Raw genomic sequence first — 15,172 nt, 5'->3', positions numbered from 1 at the left:
CCCCGGATATCGCGTCGCTCATCCGGGCTATGCCGTCGAGGCCGGTCGCCCGCCGTCGCGCTGAAATCAAGGTCGCCCAGTGCGGGGCCGCAGCCACCGCATGATGATCGCGTGCGGCGCTCGCCGGCTGCGCGGCAGGGCGTGGCGCTGCAGCGCCGCCGTTGCGAAGGTGGCGGCCTGTTCGCTGGATTGCCGCCTCTCGCGCGCCAGCAACATCCATTCGCGGATCACCGCGCGTCGGACCTTGGACATCTGGATTTCCCTTCAAGACCAGCGGCGGTCGCGGTCGCGCCATCGGCAGCGCGTCAGGCCGCAAGCTGCAGCGGGTGAGCCTGCGACCGCCGCGCCGACAGCGCGCAACCGTATTGATGCACGATGCCCTGCTCGACGACGAAGCCGCGCCGCTCCAGCGCCCCGCGCAGGCTCTGGTTGGCCGAGGCCTTCTGCGCGTCGACCCAGACCACCAGCACCGCGCGGGCGCTGAGGAAATTCGTCAACCAGTCCAAGGCCGGCTCCAGGGCGTGAAGCGTACGGCGTCGCCAATCGACCAGCGCGACATCGTACTGGCCGGCGGGGCGGCCGCAATTGCCCGACGCCGCCGCGCGCGCATAGCCGCGCCGGTGCAGCTCGAACATCAATTCCATGCTCTTCGCGCCGGCGACGACGATCCACTGCTGCGTCGAGCAGCCGGCCAGCGCGATCATCGGCTCGAGGATCCTGTCGCCGGTCGTAAATTCAAGCGAAGACATGACATCACCTGTTCGGTTCGCGCTCACGCATTCGAACAAGCCCTGGCTTGCCGCCGGAGGCGCTTCAATCGGGCTCAATATCTTCGGGGCGGGATATGAATTCGAGAGCGCTGCGGGCTCCGCGGCATAAGCGCCGCATAGGGCTGCGGGCAATGTGCGGAAGCGCACAGAGTAGACGGCGACGATCGCGCTAGATGGCGGCATTGCCAATGCGGAATGAATATTTGCGATCCAGCCCGGCCATCGTGCCGGGCTTTTCGCAATGCCCCGCTGCGCCGCGAAGAAGATCGAACGAAGCGCCCCAGCTCACAAATATATCGTAAGCAGATATATTTGACGAAGGACACGTTTTGGTCGCACCAATTCCGGCAATTGAACGAAGGTCGAATGGGGCATCCGACGTTTCCATTCGCGTGCCGTCCGCAACAATGGGTATGCTGGCAAAAAACAGGTAGACGCGGAGACCACCTCCGCGATCTGCCGATTGGCCATGGCGAGGAAAACGCGCGTTCGCGCTCGAGCTTTCGAGCAAGACTCCCGGCGTTCGGGAAAAGATGCGCCTGCCGTTCATTTGGATTGCAGAAATGAACGAGAGCATCTCATCTCCGTTTATCCGCTACCCGATTGGCACCTCGCTGCTGATGGCCGGCATTCTGTTCGTCGGCATGGTCGCCTATCCGCTGCTGCCGGTCGCGCCGCTGCCGCAGGTCGACTTTCCGACTATCCAGATCTCGGCCAGCCTGCCCGGCGCCAGCCCGGAAACCATGGCCTCCTCGGTCGCGCAGCCGCTGGAGCGGCAATTCGCGCAGATTCCCGGCATCGCGCAGATGACCTCGACGAGCTCGCTCGGGTCGACCGCGGTCACCATCCAGTTCGACCTGAACCGCAACATCGACGGCGCCGCCAACGACATCCAGGCCGCGATCAATGCCGCGGGCGGCCAGCTGCCCAAGAACCTGCCGTCGCCGCCGACCTATCGCAAGATCAATCCGGCGGACTCGCCGATCCTGCTGCTGTCGGCGACCTCGGATACTTTGCCGCTGATCAGGGTGAGCGATGCCGTGGACGCCCAGCTCGGGCAGCAGATCAGTCAGATCTCCGGCGTCGCCCAAGTGTTCATCGGCGGCCAGCAGAAGCCCGCGATCCGCGTCCAGATCGATCCCGCCAAGCTGGTCGCCAAGGGACTGTCGCTGGAGGACATCCGCGGCCAGATCGCCATCACGACCGTCGACAGTCCGAAGGGCAACATCGACGGCACGAGCCGCGCCTACACGATCTACGCCAACGATCAGCTCACGGAGGCCAAGGACTGGAATGACGTCATCGTCGCCTACCGCAACGGCGGCCCGTTGCGGATCCGCGACATCGGCCAGGCCGTCGCGGGGCCGGAAGACATGAAGCAGGCCGCCTGGGCGGACGGCAAACGCGGCGTGTTCCTCGTCATCTTCAAGCAGCCCGGCGCCAACGTCATCGGCACGGTCGACCGGATCAAGGCGCAGCTTCCGAGGCTGATTGCCGCCATCCCGCCCGCCATCAAGATCAAGATCATCAGCGACCGGACGTTGACGATCCGTGCCGCCGTCGAGGACGTGCAGATCACGCTGCTGATCACCATCGTGCTGGTCGTGATGGTCATCTTCATCTTCCTGCGCAGCTTCTGGGCCACGGTGATCCCAGCCGTCACCGTGCCGCTCGCCCTGCTCGGGGCCTGCGCGCTGATGTGGGTGTTCGGCTACACACTCGACAATTTGTCGCTGATGGCGCTGACGATCGCGGTCGGCTTCGTGGTCGACGACGCCATCGTCATGCTGGAGAACATCACGCGATATGTCGAGCAGGGCGAGCGGCCGCTGGCCGCGGCCCTGCGCGGTGCCGGCGAGATCGGCTTCACGATCCTGTCGATCAGTATCTCGCTTGTCGCGGTGCTGATCCCGCTGCTGCTGATGGGCGGCGTGATCGGCAGGCTGTTCCGCGAATTTGCGGTGACGCTGGCGATGGCGATCTTCGTCTCGCTGGTGGTGTCGCTGACGCTGACGCCGATGATGGCATCGCGTTTCCTGCGCGCGCATGGCGAAACCCGGCACGGCCGGATTTACCAATGGAGCGAGGCGGCATTCGACCGGATGCTGCATGGCTATGAACGCGGGCTCGATCTGGCGTTGCGCTGGAGCCGGACCACGCTGTGCATCTTCTTCGCGACGCTGGCGCTGTCGGTCTATCTGTTCGTGATCATCCCCAAGGGATTCTTCCCGCAACAGGACAACGGCTTCTTGAACGCGGTGTCGGAGATGGCCCAGGACATCTCGTTTGCCGACATGAAGCAGCATCAGGAGGAGCTCAGCCGGATCGTCCGGGCCGATCCCGCGGTGGACAGCATGGCCGAGTTCATCGGCGGCGGCGGCACCGCGCTGAATTCCGGCCGAATGTACATCACGCTGAAGCCGCGCGAGGAGCGCGAAGCCAGCGCGGAGCAGATCATCGCGCGGCTGCGGCCGAAGCTCGAGGCGGTCGAGGGAGCCCGCCTCTACATGCAGGCGTCGCAGGACGTCCGGCTCGGCGGCCGCGCCACGCGGACGCAGTTCGAATACACCCTGCAGGACGCCAATCTCGCCGAGCTGAACGAATGGGCGCCGAAGATTCTGGCCAGAATGAAGACCTTGCCGCAATTGCGCGACGTCGCCACCGACCAGCAGACCGAGGGGACGACGCTGACGATGACCATCGATCGCGACACCGCGTCGCGCTTCGGCATCCAGCCGCAACTGATCGACGACACGCTGTACGACGCGTTCGGCCAGCGCCAGGTGACGCAATACTTCACCCAGCTCAACAGCTATCACGTCATCATCGAGATCCTCCCCGAATTGCAGGGCAAGCTCGACACGCTCAACAAGCTCTACATCAGATCACCGACGACGGGCGACGAGGTGCCGCTCTCGGTGTTCTGCAAATGGACCACGGTTCCGGTGCGTCCGCTCGCGATCGCCCATCAGGGGCAGTTTCCTGCGACCACGATCAGTTTCAACCTCGCCCAAGGCGTGGCGCTCGGCCAGGCCACCGACGCGATCCAGAACGCCGTCGCCGATCTCGGCGCACCGGCCACGCTCAGCTCGAGCTTCCAGGGCACCGCGCAGGCGTTCCAGCAATCGCTCAGCTCGGTGCCGCTGCTGATCCTGGCCGCGCTGGTCGTGGTCTATCTGATCCTTGGCATCCTCTATGAAAGCTATATCCACCCGCTCACGATCCTGTCCACGCTGCCGTCGGCCGGGGTCGGCGCGCTGGCGATCCTGATGGCGTTCGGGTTCGATTTCAGCCTGATCGCGCTGATCGGCATCATCCTGCTGATCGGGATCGTGAAGAAGAACGGCATCATGATGGTCGACTTCGCGATCGCCGCGGAACGCGAGGAACATCTGTCACCGCATGAGTCGATCCGGAAAGCGGCGCTGCTGCGCTTCCGCCCGATCATGATGACGACGATGGCGGCGCTGCTCGGCGGCGTCCCGCTGATGCTGGGCACCGGGACGGGATCGGAAATCCGCCAGCCGCTCGGCTATGCGATGGTCGGCGGCCTGATCGTGAGCCAGGCGCTCACCCTGTTCACCACGCCGGTCGTGTATCTCTATCTCGACAGATTCTCGAACGCGCTGTCGAGCTGGACGGCAACGAAGCGGGACGACGATGCCGAACCGCCGTTGAAGAACGCCGCCGAGTAGCCATTCGCGTGCGACGACGAGACCTACCCGAACCTGTAATCGTAGCGGTTGATCGACAGCTCCTTGGTGTCGATCTCGGGCTTCTTCCCTGACAGCATGTCCGCCAGCACCCGGCCCGAGCCGCAGGCCATGGTCCAGCCGAGCGTGCCGTGGCCGGTGTTGAGGTGCAGATTGGCAAAGCGCGTCGCGCCGATCACCGGCGGCCCGTCCGGCGTCATCGGGCGCAGGCCGCACCAGAAGGTGGCCTTGGCAAGATCGCCGCCGCGCGGAAACAGATCGGTCAGCGAATGATCCAGCGTCGCGCGCCGCGCCGCGTAGAGCTTGGTCGAATAGCCCGAGATCTCGGCGGTGCCGCCGACCCGGATGCGATCGCCGAGCCGGGTGATCGCGACCTTGTAGCTCTCGTCCATCACGGTCGATTCCGGCGCGCCCGACGCATCCTTGATCGGCACCGTGATCGAATAGCCCTTCACCGGATAGACCGGCAGCGAGATGCCGAGCGGCCGCACCAGATGCGGCGAGTAGCTGCCGAGCGCCAGCACATAGGCATCGGCGGTCATCAGGCCGGCGCTGGTCGCAACGCCGGTGATGCGGGTGGCATCGGCGTTCAAGCCGTCGATGCCGACATTGAAGTTGAAGCGCACGCCGAGCTTCTCGGCTTCCAGCGCCAGCGCCTGCGTGAACATGTGGCAGTCGCCGGTCTCGTCGTGCGGCAGGCGCAGCCCACCGGCGAACTTCTCTTTCACGCCGGCCAGTGCCGGCTCGGCCTTGATGCAGCCGTCGCGGTCGAGCACCTCGAACGGCACGCCGTATTGCTTCAGCACCGCGATGTCGTCGCCGGTGCCATCGAGCTGCGATTGATAACGAAACAGCTGCAGCGTGCCGCGCGCGCGCTCGTCATATTTGATGCCGATCTCGCTGCGCAGCGTCTGCAGGCAGTCGCGGCTGTATTCCGCGATCGGGATCATCCGGCTCTTGTTCACGGCGTAGCGCGCCGTGGTGCAGTTGCGCAGCATCTTCAAGAGCCACAGCCACATCACGGGATCGAGCTTGGGGCGGATCACCAGCGGGCCATGCTTCATCAACAGCCACTTCACCGCCTTGACCGGCACGCCGGGGCCGGCCCAGGGCGACGAATAGCCCGGCGACACCTCGCCGGCATTGGCGAACGAGGTTTCGAGCGCGGGCTTCGGCTGGCGGTCGATCACCGTCACCTCGTGGCCGGCGCGCGCGAGATAATAGGCGGAGGTGACGCCGATCACGCCACTGCCGAGAACCAGGACCTTCACTTTTCCTCACATCCTGCAACGAAAACGCAATCGCCGCTGCGAAACCACTCTGCTTCGCAACGGCGACAGCAATTTGTAGAGCTAGCTACAATCCAGCTAGCAATTATCAGGCCACGCGCTTGATGGCGTCGCCGAGGATCGAGACGATGTCGTCGATATGCGACTTCTCGACGATCAAAGGCGGCGACAGCGCCAGCGAGTCGCCGCTCATGCGGAAGTAGAGGCCGCGGTTGAAGCAGTCGACCATGAGGTCGTAGCCGCGCGCGCCGACGGCGCCATCGCGCGGCGCGACTTCGACCGCGCCCATCAGGCCCTGGTTACGGATGTCGACGACGTTCGGCAGCCCCTTGAGCGAATGCAGGGCATCGCGCCAGTAGTCCGAGAGCGACGCGCCGCGGGTCAAGAGGCCCTCGTCCTTGTAGATGTCGAGCGTGGCAAGACCGGCCGCGCAGGCCACCGGATGCGCCGAATAGGTGTAGCCGTGGAACAGCTCCATGGCGTTATCCGGGCCGACCATCAGCCCGTCATGGACCTGGCGGCTGGCGAACACCGCGCCGCACGGCACGGTGCCGTTGGTGATGCCCTTGGCGGTCGTCATCATGTCCGGCGTGACGCCATAGAAATTGGCGGCGAACGGGGTGCCGAGGCGACCGAAGCCGGTGATGACCTCGTCGAAGATCAACAGGATGCCGTGCTTGGTGCAGAGCTCGCGCAGGCGCTGCAGATAGCCCTTCGGCGCCGGCAGCACTGCGGTGGAGCCCGGCACCGGCTCGACGATCACGGCGGCGATGGTGTCGGCGCCGTGCAGTGCCACCATCCGCTCGACGTCGTCGGCGAGCTCGGCGCCGTGGTCCGGCTGGTCCTTGGCGAAGGCGTTGCGGGCGAGATCGTGGGTGTGACGGATGTGATCGACACCCGGCAGATGGGTGGCGAACTGGCGGCGGTTGGCGACCATGCCGCCGACCGACATGCCGCCGAAGCCGACGCCGTGATAGCCGCGCTCGCGGCCGATCAGGCGCGTGCGGGTCGGCTGGCCGGCGGCGCGGTGATAGGCCAGCGCGATCTTCAGCGCGGTGTCGACCGATTCAGAGCCCGAATTGGTGAAGAAGATCCGATCCAGCCCCTTCGGGGCGATCTCGGCGAGGCGCTCGGCGAAGTCGAACGCCAGCGGATGGCCCATGTTGAACGAAGGCGCGAAGTCCAGCGTCGACAGCTGCCGCTCGACCGCGGCCGCGATCTGCGGGCGGCCATGGCCGGCGTTGACGCACCAGAGACCGGCGGAGCCGTCGATCACCTGCCGGCCGTCGACCGAGGTGTAGTACATGCCCTTGGCAGAGGAGAACAGCCGCGGCGCCTTCTTGAACTGCCGGTTGGCCGTGAAGGGCATCCAGAACGAATCGGTCTTGATGGTGTTCGGAATCTGATGAACGGTCACGGTGCACTCCATGGGCTGGGTTTACCTAGTCGGACCACTCTTCAGGGCACTCAACAAGTCCTTTTCTGTCGCACGGCAAGCCATTGATCTTGTTGAGGCGGTCTGCCAAGATTTGTTCGATCCGCAACACCTGCAACACGGATTTTCCAAAGGGATTGCCATGAGCGTCGACATCGGCGGTCGGCTTCGATTCATCCGCGCCCGGCACAAGCTGTCGCAGCGCGAGCTCGCCAAGCGCTCCGGCGTGACCAATTCGACGATCTCGCTGATCGAATCCAACCAGATGAACCCGTCGGTCGGCGCGCTGAAGCGGATCCTCGACGGCATTCCGATGGGGCTCGCGGAATTCTTCGCGATCGAGCCGGAGCGGCCGCGCAAGGCGTTCTACCGCGCCGACGAGCTGACCGAGATCGGCAAGAAGCCGATCTCCTACCTGCAGATCGGCGACAGCCTGTTCGGCCGGGCGCTGCAGATCCTGAAGGAGCGCTACGAGCCCGGCAGCGACACCGGACGGGTGCCGCTGGTGCATGAGGGCGAGGAAGGCGGCATCGTGATCTCGGGCCGGCTCGAGGTCACCGTCGACGACGAGCGGCGGGTGCTCAATGCCGGCGATGCCTATTACTTCGAAAGCCGCCGCCCGCACCGCTTCCGCTGCATCGGCGCCAAGCCGTGCGAGGTGATCTCGGCCTGCACGCCGCCGACATTTTGAACCCGGCGTGGGCGGCGGACGACCCAAGCGGCAAGGGCCGACGATTTCGGCCTCACGGATGACGTCGATGCCCTGCTCTCCACGGCTTGCCGCCGCCGTCGCGGCCATCTCGGTCCTTGGCTCCGCGCCGTCGGTTGCGATGGACGATTATCTGCGCGCATCGAGCAGCGCGCCGACCGCGATCAGCCTGTGCGGCGATGGCGGCGATAACAAGATCAAGACCGCCGACTGCAGGAAGGCCGGCACCGACCGGCTGGTGGCGCAGATCGACAAGGCGTTCGGTACGGCGCTCGGCAAGCTGCCGGCGACCGTCAAGCCGTTGCTGAAGCGCGACCAGGCCTGGTTCAACGAGATGATCGTCGACGCCGCCGAGGTGCTGGCCGATACCGACGAGGACGAGCTGAAAGCGAGCTTTGCCGAGGCGTTGCGGCGCCGCGCGGCGGCACTCGACGGAATCGTGTCCGGCCGGCCCGGCCTGTCAGGCACCTGGGTCAATGCCTTCGGCAGCATCACGCTGACGCCGGCCGACAGCGGCGCCTATCGCCTCGCCGCCGATCTGCGCGGCGACTATGGCGGCGACCGCCGGCGGAGTTGCAGGCTGACCGCCGAGTTGAAGCCTTCGGGGACGGGCTGGCTCTCCAGTCCCGTGGTGATCGAAGCCAACGCATCCGCCGACAAGCCCAAGACAGACACGGCCGCCGCCCCCGCCAAGCCGCCATCAATCAAGCTCCGCCGCCAGGGCGAGACCTTGCGGATCGTCGGCAGCATCGACGACGAGGAGTTTGACGGGCTCGGCGACTGCTCGTCGATGTGGCAGGTCACCGGCAGCTATTTCGCCGCCGGCAAGGACACCGCATCCGACAAGGCCGACACCGCGTTCGTCGCGCCGACCTTCGACTGCACCAGGCCGGAGACCGCGACCGACGAGGAGATCTGCGCCGATCCTGATCTCGCCGACAACGACCAGCGGCTGAACCGCGCCTGGAAGGCGTTGCAGCCGCGGCTCGACGAGGCGACGCGGCGCGCGCTGATCGAGGACCAGCGCAACTGGGTGAAGAGCCAGACCGAGCAATTCCCGGAATTCCTGCACCCGGCCTGGAACAAGCAGAGCTCGCAGGTCCACTTCACGGTCGACGCGCGCGATCACGTCAACGGATTGCAGCGCGAACGGCTGGCGCTGCTCGACGGCTTTGACGACAAGCGCAGCGGGCTTGCCGGCACCTGGCTCGCCTACAACGCCGTGATCAAGATCACCGCCGAGAAGGACGGCACGCTGAAGGCTGTCGGATGGAAGTGGGACCAGGGCGACTGGAAGGCCGGCTGCGACTACGAGATGACGGGCAAGATCAGCGGCGGCACGTTCCGCTCCGACGAGCAGCGCAAGAACCCTGACACGCTCGAGCGCGATCATGCCATGCTGATCGTCAACCGGCAGGACGATGGGTTCGCGAAGAAGCGCTACTCCAACAAGGACGGCACCGAGAACAAGGACGCCGACGAGGCCAAATGCAAGCGCCGGCTCGATATCTCCTCGACCGCGCGGCTGTTTCCCGCCCGCCCCTCGCCCGACATCGACAATTTCAAGGGCTCGATCCGCTGACCGTGGCGAGGCCGCACGCCAACACCGTCCCGACCGAAACCGGCATGTGATAGGATACGTACCTGCTGGTGTCCGAGATGGAGCCCCGCATGCGCGCGATCGCCGTCATTGCCGCCGTTCTGTTCGCCCTCGCCTCATCAGCCGGCGCCGACGATTTCGGCGGCGCCAAGGACGTGATCCGCGCCCAGGAGCAGGCATTCGGCCGCGACGACGCCGCGGCGGCCTATTCCTACGCCGCGCCCGCGATCCGGCAGATCTTTCCGCGGGCCGACATCTTCATGTCGATGGTGCAGAACCAATACGCGCCGGTCTATCGCCACCGCAGCTTCGAGTTCGGCGAGGCGCAGAGCGAGGGCGACCGGATCGCGCAACGCGTCCATATCGTCGATGCCAATGGCGAGGCGTGGGAGGCGCTCTACACGCTGGAGCGGCAGGCCGACGGCAGCCTGAAGATCACCGGCTGCTCGCTGCTCAAGGCCGGCCAGTCGGTGTGACGGCAAGGATCGGATCAGCGATCGGCTCCGCCACTCAGGCCAATCCCTTTCGCAGGCCCAGCCGGTCTTCGAGCCAGTCGAAGATGACTTCATTGGCCAATGTCGGGTTGTCGATATGCCCCTGCATCGCGGCGGTCTCAGTACGCCGGAACAGGATCAACCTGGCGTCACGATGCATGCTGCTCAGCTGGTCGCCAAATTTGGCCAGGGCACCCGGCAGCAACCAGCCGGCTTCACCGGCAGTGACCAGCAGCGGACATTCGATGCTGCGTGAAATCGCGTTGGCTTCCTCAATCCAGCAGATTTGCGCGTCGTCGCCCGCCTGCCGATGAAAGAAGCTTCTCTCGTGCAAATCCCACAGGCCGGCGTCGCACACCGCCGCGGCAAACCGGGCGTCGCTGGCTGCCGCGCGGGCGACCAGCGAGGAATTGCAGGCGTCCGCGATGACGGCGATCCGCGTGTCATCGACGCCCGGCATCTCCGACAGGAAGTCCAGCACGCGGCTCATGGCAGCTTCGAACTTGTGGCCCTCGAGCCGCTCCGGCGCCAGGGCCGTCTGCGTCCCCAGCAGATCCACGGCGAGCAGCGAGAGCCCGCGCTCGCCCGCATGGCCGGCGTATTTGGTGAGCAATTCTTCCTTGTAGGAACCCGGCTCGCCGATGCAGACGATCACGGGCCCATCGTCGCGAAACGCCGACGGCAGGTAGTAGGCCTGAAGCGACAGCTCGTCGGTCCAGGGAATCGAGAGCACCTGGCCGGCCGGAACCCGGCTCTTCAGGAAATTGGCCGCGCAGCGCCGCATGCCGTCGACGGCGCGCCTCAACAGATCATTGGCGTATCCGGGAGGCCTTGCGGCCGCGTGGAAGTAGGTCGTGGCCCGAAGCCAGTTGCGGCGGGCCGTAATCATGTTGCCGCTCAGCAATGCGAGCTCGGCTCTCGCCTCGTTCAGTTCCGCGGTCTTGATCCACTCGCCGGACCATGAGCTCTCCGAACCGAGGTTGATCTTGCTCAATGTCAGCCAGCATTCGGAAACGGTCGAACCGCCCTCCTGCGCCGCGGCCAACAGCCTGATGAACTCTGCCGACAGGTCTTCGCGATCCGGCCAGACAGGCCAGCCCTTGTCATCGAACTCGACGCTGCTTGACGCGGCGCCTTGCGCCTCACGATGATCATGCATGGTTCGTCAACTCGTTCGCACCCGGCTCTGCTGCCGGCACGCGTTAATGATACGAGTCCGCCAGTTCGCGTCGACGAAGCACCATTGCGGTGGCCGCGTGACATTGGCGCCGAAATCGCAAACGCCAATCACCCAGCTCTCCCAAAAAAATTATTCCAATGCTGCTTCATATAATTGAAGTAATTCGGCAGCGGCAATCGTCGATATGGCGGCGCAGGGATGCGTTGCGCTTATGCCTGACAGTTGATCGTTGCCGCCGCAATCGTTGCCGGGCAAATGCTCGGTTGCGTTGAGAACGAAGCCACGACTCGCCTGTCTCGCGTGGCGAGCTTGCGAGACGCAAGGACGATCACGAAGCCGCGACAGTTGGGGCTTTGCCGGTCACTCGACTGTGACCGAGACTTGGCGCGGCGCAAGCCAATCAGCGGCCGCGCGCGTCGAAGGACGGTGTCATTTAACCAGGTAGTCCTGCATCGCCAGCGCGCGATCGCTCGACCTGATGAATCGCTCGACGAGATCGAGGAAGATCGAGAATTCCTCATCGTTCATGCAGTCCAGCCACACGTCGTTGACCTTCGACTGCATCGGCGACAGCGAATGCAGCAGGGCACAGCCGCTTTGGGTGACGGTCAGCTTGGTGCGGCGGCGATCATCCAGATCGCCGGCCTTCTCCACCAGTCCAAGCTCGGTCAGATGCTGGATCGCCTTCGTGACACCCGCGCTGGTCAAGCGGAGGTATTCGGCGATGGTGACCGGGAAGACGTCGCCCCTGGTCTCGAGATAACGGATCGTGGTCAGGATGGTGTACTGAACGCCGGCGATGCCGGCATGCGCTGCATAGCCCTGGGTCAGATGATGGTGGCGCGATGACAGCGAATGCAGGCAGCCCGCGAGGCGCTGCAATTGCAGTTCGGTCGCTTTGGCAATTCGCCGGGTTGAAGCAGCCGCGGGGAACGCGGTCTGGAAATCGGCCGTCGAAGGTTTGCGGCTGCGGCTTGGTTTTGCAATTGCCTTCGGCATACCGAGCGACGCTTCCTGATCGGATCATGCGTAATTAGATGATATAGTCATATAACTGACACGGCATACTCCGTCCAGACGACGCCGTCCCTTCGTCGGTATCGCAGATCACGATGCGCGGCGGTTTGCGATCCCGGGCTTCACGAGGCCGTGCGTGTCAGCGCTGCGCGAGCGGGATTGGCCTTGCGGCGCTGCATCGGCCGCTCGATTCGCCTGAATGCGCGCTGATCGCGCGATCGCGCAGCGCTCAATGAAAAACCTCCGGCAGGGCATTGCCGGAGGTTTTGGAGGCTAGTTCATGAAGATGTCTAATATCTCCTCATCATCATGGCCGGCAGAGCAACCGGCACCAGCTTTGTACATGATAGAATAATGTTAGTAAATCATACAATAATACTCTTCTTCAAAATCAAAGCCTCGACAGTTTCCCGTCGAGGCTTTGCTTGGCGATCAAGTCCGGATCGACCGGGCCTTACCAGTTGCGCTGCGCGCGGAGCAGCAGCATGTAGGTATCCTGGTTGCTGAGAGAGTAGACAGCGGCCGGCTTGCCGATCGCAGCGCTACCAGGATAGGTGACCGTCCCGGCGTAGTTCTGATCCAGATGGGTGTAGGTGAAGTCGGCCGAGAAGGTCAGGTTCTTCACCGGAGTCCACTGGGTCTGCGTACCGATCTGAGCAATGCTGTAGTCAGGATTGCACGAGGTCAGGTTCGAGGTGGCGCCGATCAGGACACCGAACGATCCGCCGACACCCGTTCCGCCCGGGCCGCAGATGTAGCTCTTGGCGGTGCCGTTGTAGTTCACCTGGGCCCAGGCACCGTAGATGCTGGTGTTCCAGTATGGGTTCCAGTTGTGGACATACGCACCGCGCATGCCGTAGGTCGTGATCAGCTGCTGCTGGCCGCCGGTGACGAACACGCTGTCCGGCGCGATGCCGAAGCCGATGCTCTGGTAGGCACCGGCAACGTTGGTGTTGCCGAAGTAGGTGAACGCGCCGGCACCCGAGAGATCCTGGATGTTGTAGCGCGTCGCGCCGTTGGTATAGACGCCCTGGACGTTGATGGTGTCGCCGGGTCCGGTCGGGATGTTCTTGATCGACAGGGCCAGCTGACCAGCCCAGCCCCACTTGTCGTCCGGATGGCCGGTCAACTCGGTGCCGCCGTAGTAGGCCGCATGGTTGTCATGCGCTGCGAACGACGCCTGGAACAGACCCCAGGCCTGGTCGACGCGCAGCGACGCGATCAGGTCCGGAGCGATCGTGCCGGCATAGTCGCTCGCGCCGTAGATGCCGAGAGCGCCGGTACCGAGCGCGCCGAGATTCTGCACGCCGGCCTGGGTGTAGGCCGACTGATCCTGCGCCGACAGGGCCAGCGACACGCCGTTGCCGAACTGCGCGGTGTAGGTGAACTGGTTCACACCGGTGATCGTGCCGCCGCCGCCGACGAGACCGTCGAAGTTGTTGCCCGGATAGTTGGCCCACGGCGTCGCAAACTGCGAGACCGCCTTACCCATGGTGAAGCCAGCGAACTGGATGAAGGCGTAGTAGACGCCGACCGTGCCGGCGGCGACACCGCCCGCGCTGGCGTTGTTCGGCGCAGCGTTGGTTCCGATCGGCGAGTAGACCGTCGAGCCGGCCGCGGCGCCCGCGCCATAATTGTCCGAGGTCCAGCTGAAGGTGGCATCGAAGAAGGTACGAACCACGCCGTATTCGGTCGCGGTGCGGGTGTCGACGTTCAGGTCTTCGCGCGAACGCCAGGTATAGCCGTTGGTGAAGCGGTTCTGTGCGCCCGCCGCGCCGCCGTAGTTGCCGGTGTGGTCGGAGTTGGTGTTGGCCAGAACGTCGACACGCAGATAGCCGCCCAGCTTGATGCAGGTGTCGGTACCGGGAATAAAGTAGAAGCCCGGACCATAGAGCGAGCAGACCTTCACGTATTCGACTGCCTTGGCCTTGACCGGAAGGTCGGCCGCCATGGCGCCGCTGCTCGCGACCAGAGTTGCCACCGAGCCCAACAAAAGGCCCCTAACGATTTTCATGCTATCCTCCAAGTGATGCCTTGCACTGCTGGCAAAGCGACAAACGTTCCCTTCCCGAAAACCGCTGCGCCGCAGCCATTTTCAAGATGCGCGTGGTCAACTCGGCCACTGCAGGCGTGAGATGGTGGATGCCCCCCATCTACGGGCGGAACAATGCAATTGGGTGGTCACATATTCAACTTATATTAGTTAGTCATTCTATGTTTGCGCACCCATGTGTCATTCAGGCAACGCATCGACCAACATTTTTGTCAGGCCAGCTTCAAAAATCGCTCGATATCTGTGAAGATGAATTTTTGTTAAGGAACGCCATGACCGAGCGCAGATCGACCGACAAACTGCAGGACGCGGCCGAACGATTGGCTTGGGAGATCGTGTCGACCAGCGTCCGCCTCGAGGAGCTGCGCAGCATCTGGGCCAAGATGATCGGAATCACCGGTCCGCAATGGATGATCATGACGGTGCTGGCGAATGCCGAGGACCGCAATGTCGGCCTGCCGGTCGGTGCGGTTTCCAGGGCGCTGCGTGTCGATCAGTCATTCGTGGTCACGCAGTCGAAACTGCTTGAGAAGAAGAACCTTCTGCGCCGCAAGAGCTCGACCGAGGATGCAAGGGTCGTGAATCTGTCGCTCACCGAGCACGCCAAGAAGCAGATGGCGAACCTGTCTTCGCAGCGCAAGGATCTGAACGAGTTCGTCTATGCCGAGCTGGATCTGCGGGAGTTGCAGCAGCTCACCGGCAAGATGGATTCGATCAAGACCCGCCTGGAAAAGGCGATCGCGAGAATCTCGGCCGATATTTGAGGCATCGCCGAAATCCGCCGCCGTGCCGGATCAGGCTGCTATTTGCGAATCATGATTGCGAATCACGCCCGCGCAGACGCTTCGCACGCTTGTCGCGAGGAAAACCGCTGCGCAGTTTTCCGGATCATGCTCTCGGTTGCGCATGATC

General features: G+C 64.1%; 13 protein-coding genes. 5 read left to right on the top strand and 8 right to left on the bottom strand.

Annotation, left to right across the window (positions count from 1 at the left end; genetic code table 11):
* Nucleotides 1–66 precede the first annotated feature (66 nt).
* The 3 genes from BRSPCE3_RS27760 to BRSPCE3_RS27750 all read right to left on the bottom strand — a co-directional run bounded on the left by BRSPCE3_RS27760 (nucleotide 67) and on the right by BRSPCE3_RS27750 (nucleotide 1,347).
* The gene (locus tag BRSPCE3_RS27760) at nucleotides 67–252 is read right to left on the bottom strand and encodes a hypothetical protein (protein WP_244069528.1); all 186 of its coding nucleotides are present in this window, start codon (nucleotides 250–252) and stop codon (nucleotides 67–69) included.
* Between the two features lie 53 nt (nucleotides 253–305).
* Nucleotides 306–749, bottom strand: a complete 444-nt coding sequence (locus BRSPCE3_RS27755) for a hypothetical protein (protein ID WP_244069527.1) — start codon at nucleotides 747–749, stop codon at nucleotides 306–308.
* 190 nt (nucleotides 750–939) lie between these two features.
* Complete coding sequence (locus BRSPCE3_RS27750) at nucleotides 940–1,347, bottom strand: hypothetical protein (protein ID WP_244069526.1); 408 nt, start codon at nucleotides 1,345–1,347, stop codon at nucleotides 940–942.
* Between BRSPCE3_RS27750 and BRSPCE3_RS27745 the strand changes: the two genes are divergently transcribed.
* Nucleotides 1,334–4,465, top strand: a complete 3,132-nt coding sequence (locus tag BRSPCE3_RS27745) for a multidrug efflux RND transporter permease subunit (protein WP_244069525.1) — start codon at nucleotides 1,334–1,336, stop codon at nucleotides 4,463–4,465. The two genes, BRSPCE3_RS27750 and BRSPCE3_RS27745, sit on opposite strands and share 14 nt — an antisense overlap.
* Nucleotides 4,466–4,488: 23 nt before the next feature.
* Here BRSPCE3_RS27745 and BRSPCE3_RS27740 read toward each other — a convergent pair whose 3' ends face one another.
* On the bottom strand, nucleotides 4,489–5,754 hold the full coding sequence (locus tag BRSPCE3_RS27740; protein ID WP_244069524.1) for a D-amino acid dehydrogenase: 1,266 nt from the start codon (nucleotides 5,752–5,754) through the stop codon (nucleotides 4,489–4,491).
* Between the two features lie 106 nt (nucleotides 5,755–5,860).
* A complete protein-coding gene (locus BRSPCE3_RS27735) occupies nucleotides 5,861–7,201 on the bottom strand; it encodes an aspartate aminotransferase family protein (protein WP_244069523.1) in 1,341 nt (446 codons plus the stop codon).
* 148 nt (nucleotides 7,202–7,349) lie between these two features.
* Between BRSPCE3_RS27735 and BRSPCE3_RS27730 the strand changes: the two genes are divergently transcribed.
* From BRSPCE3_RS27730 to BRSPCE3_RS27720, 3 genes are all read left to right on the top strand, one after another.
* Complete coding sequence (locus tag BRSPCE3_RS27730) at nucleotides 7,350–7,898, top strand: cupin domain-containing protein (protein WP_050383744.1); 549 nt, start codon at nucleotides 7,350–7,352, stop codon at nucleotides 7,896–7,898.
* 67 nt (nucleotides 7,899–7,965) lie between these two features.
* Complete coding sequence (locus tag BRSPCE3_RS27725) at nucleotides 7,966–9,498, top strand: lysozyme inhibitor LprI family protein (protein ID WP_244069522.1); 1,533 nt, start codon at nucleotides 7,966–7,968, stop codon at nucleotides 9,496–9,498.
* A gap of 89 nt (nucleotides 9,499–9,587) precedes the next feature.
* Entirely contained in the window at nucleotides 9,588–9,992 is a 405-nt protein-coding gene (locus BRSPCE3_RS27720) for a DUF4864 domain-containing protein (protein WP_244069521.1), read from the top strand.
* Between the two features lie 34 nt (nucleotides 9,993–10,026).
* Here BRSPCE3_RS27720 and BRSPCE3_RS27715 read toward each other — a convergent pair whose 3' ends face one another.
* The 3 genes from BRSPCE3_RS27715 to BRSPCE3_RS27705 form a co-directional block, all read right to left on the bottom strand.
* Nucleotides 10,027–11,055, bottom strand: a complete 1,029-nt coding sequence (locus BRSPCE3_RS27715) for a dienelactone hydrolase (RefSeq protein ID WP_244069520.1) — start codon at nucleotides 11,053–11,055, stop codon at nucleotides 10,027–10,029.
* A gap of 564 nt (nucleotides 11,056–11,619) precedes the next feature.
* Nucleotides 11,620–12,189 (bottom strand): MarR family winged helix-turn-helix transcriptional regulator, encoded by a 570-nt coding sequence (locus BRSPCE3_RS27710; RefSeq protein WP_244069519.1) that lies wholly within the window; start codon nucleotides 12,187–12,189, stop codon nucleotides 11,620–11,622.
* A 472-nt stretch (nucleotides 12,190–12,661) separates the two neighbouring features.
* Nucleotides 12,662–14,221, bottom strand: coding sequence for a porin (locus BRSPCE3_RS27705; RefSeq protein WP_244069518.1), 1,560 nt, complete (start codon nucleotides 14,219–14,221; stop codon nucleotides 12,662–12,664).
* Between the two features lie 311 nt (nucleotides 14,222–14,532).
* Here BRSPCE3_RS27705 and BRSPCE3_RS27700 point away from each other — a divergent pair, with 311 nt between their 5' ends.
* Nucleotides 14,533–15,024 (top strand): MarR family winged helix-turn-helix transcriptional regulator, encoded by a 492-nt coding sequence (locus BRSPCE3_RS27700; RefSeq protein WP_244069517.1) that lies wholly within the window; start codon nucleotides 14,533–14,535, stop codon nucleotides 15,022–15,024.
* Nucleotides 15,025–15,172: the final 148 nt, after the last annotated feature.

Source organism: Bradyrhizobium sp. Ce-3 (assembly GCF_022835695.1).
Classification (GTDB): Bacteria; Pseudomonadota; Alphaproteobacteria; order Rhizobiales; family Xanthobacteraceae; genus Bradyrhizobium.
This window is presented reverse-complemented; position numbering and strand designations above follow the sequence as displayed.

What these genes read in the sequence shown, in the direction of transcription:
- BRSPCE3_RS27700 (WP_244069517.1), top strand. Translation starts at nt 14,533, where the DNA reads ATGACCGAGCGCAGATCGACCGACAAACTGCAGGACGCGGCCGAACGA.
- BRSPCE3_RS27755 (WP_244069527.1), bottom strand. Translation starts at nt 749, where the DNA reads ATGTCTTCGCTTGAATTTACGACCGGCGACAGGATCCTCGAGCCGATG.
- BRSPCE3_RS27750 (WP_244069526.1), bottom strand. Translation starts at nt 1,347, where the DNA reads ATGCTCTCGTTCATTTCTGCAATCCAAATGAACGGCAGGCGCATCTTT.
- BRSPCE3_RS27705 (WP_244069518.1), bottom strand. Translation starts at nt 14,221, where the DNA reads ATGAAAATCGTTAGGGGCCTTTTGTTGGGCTCGGTGGCAACTCTGGTC.
- BRSPCE3_RS27760 (WP_244069528.1), bottom strand. Translation starts at nt 252, where the DNA reads ATGTCCAAGGTCCGACGCGCGGTGATCCGCGAATGGATGTTGCTGGCG.
- BRSPCE3_RS27710 (WP_244069519.1), bottom strand. Translation starts at nt 12,189, where the DNA reads ATGCCGAAGGCAATTGCAAAACCAAGCCGCAGCCGCAAACCTTCGACG.
- BRSPCE3_RS27725 (WP_244069522.1), top strand. Translation starts at nt 7,966, where the DNA reads ATGCCCTGCTCTCCACGGCTTGCCGCCGCCGTCGCGGCCATCTCGGTC.
- BRSPCE3_RS27735 (WP_244069523.1), bottom strand. Translation starts at nt 7,201, where the DNA reads ATGGAGTGCACCGTGACCGTTCATCAGATTCCGAACACCATCAAGACC.
- BRSPCE3_RS27720 (WP_244069521.1), top strand. Translation starts at nt 9,588, where the DNA reads ATGCGCGCGATCGCCGTCATTGCCGCCGTTCTGTTCGCCCTCGCCTCA.
- BRSPCE3_RS27745 (WP_244069525.1), top strand. Translation starts at nt 1,334, where the DNA reads ATGAACGAGAGCATCTCATCTCCGTTTATCCGCTACCCGATTGGCACC.
- BRSPCE3_RS27730 (WP_050383744.1), top strand. Translation starts at nt 7,350, where the DNA reads ATGAGCGTCGACATCGGCGGTCGGCTTCGATTCATCCGCGCCCGGCAC.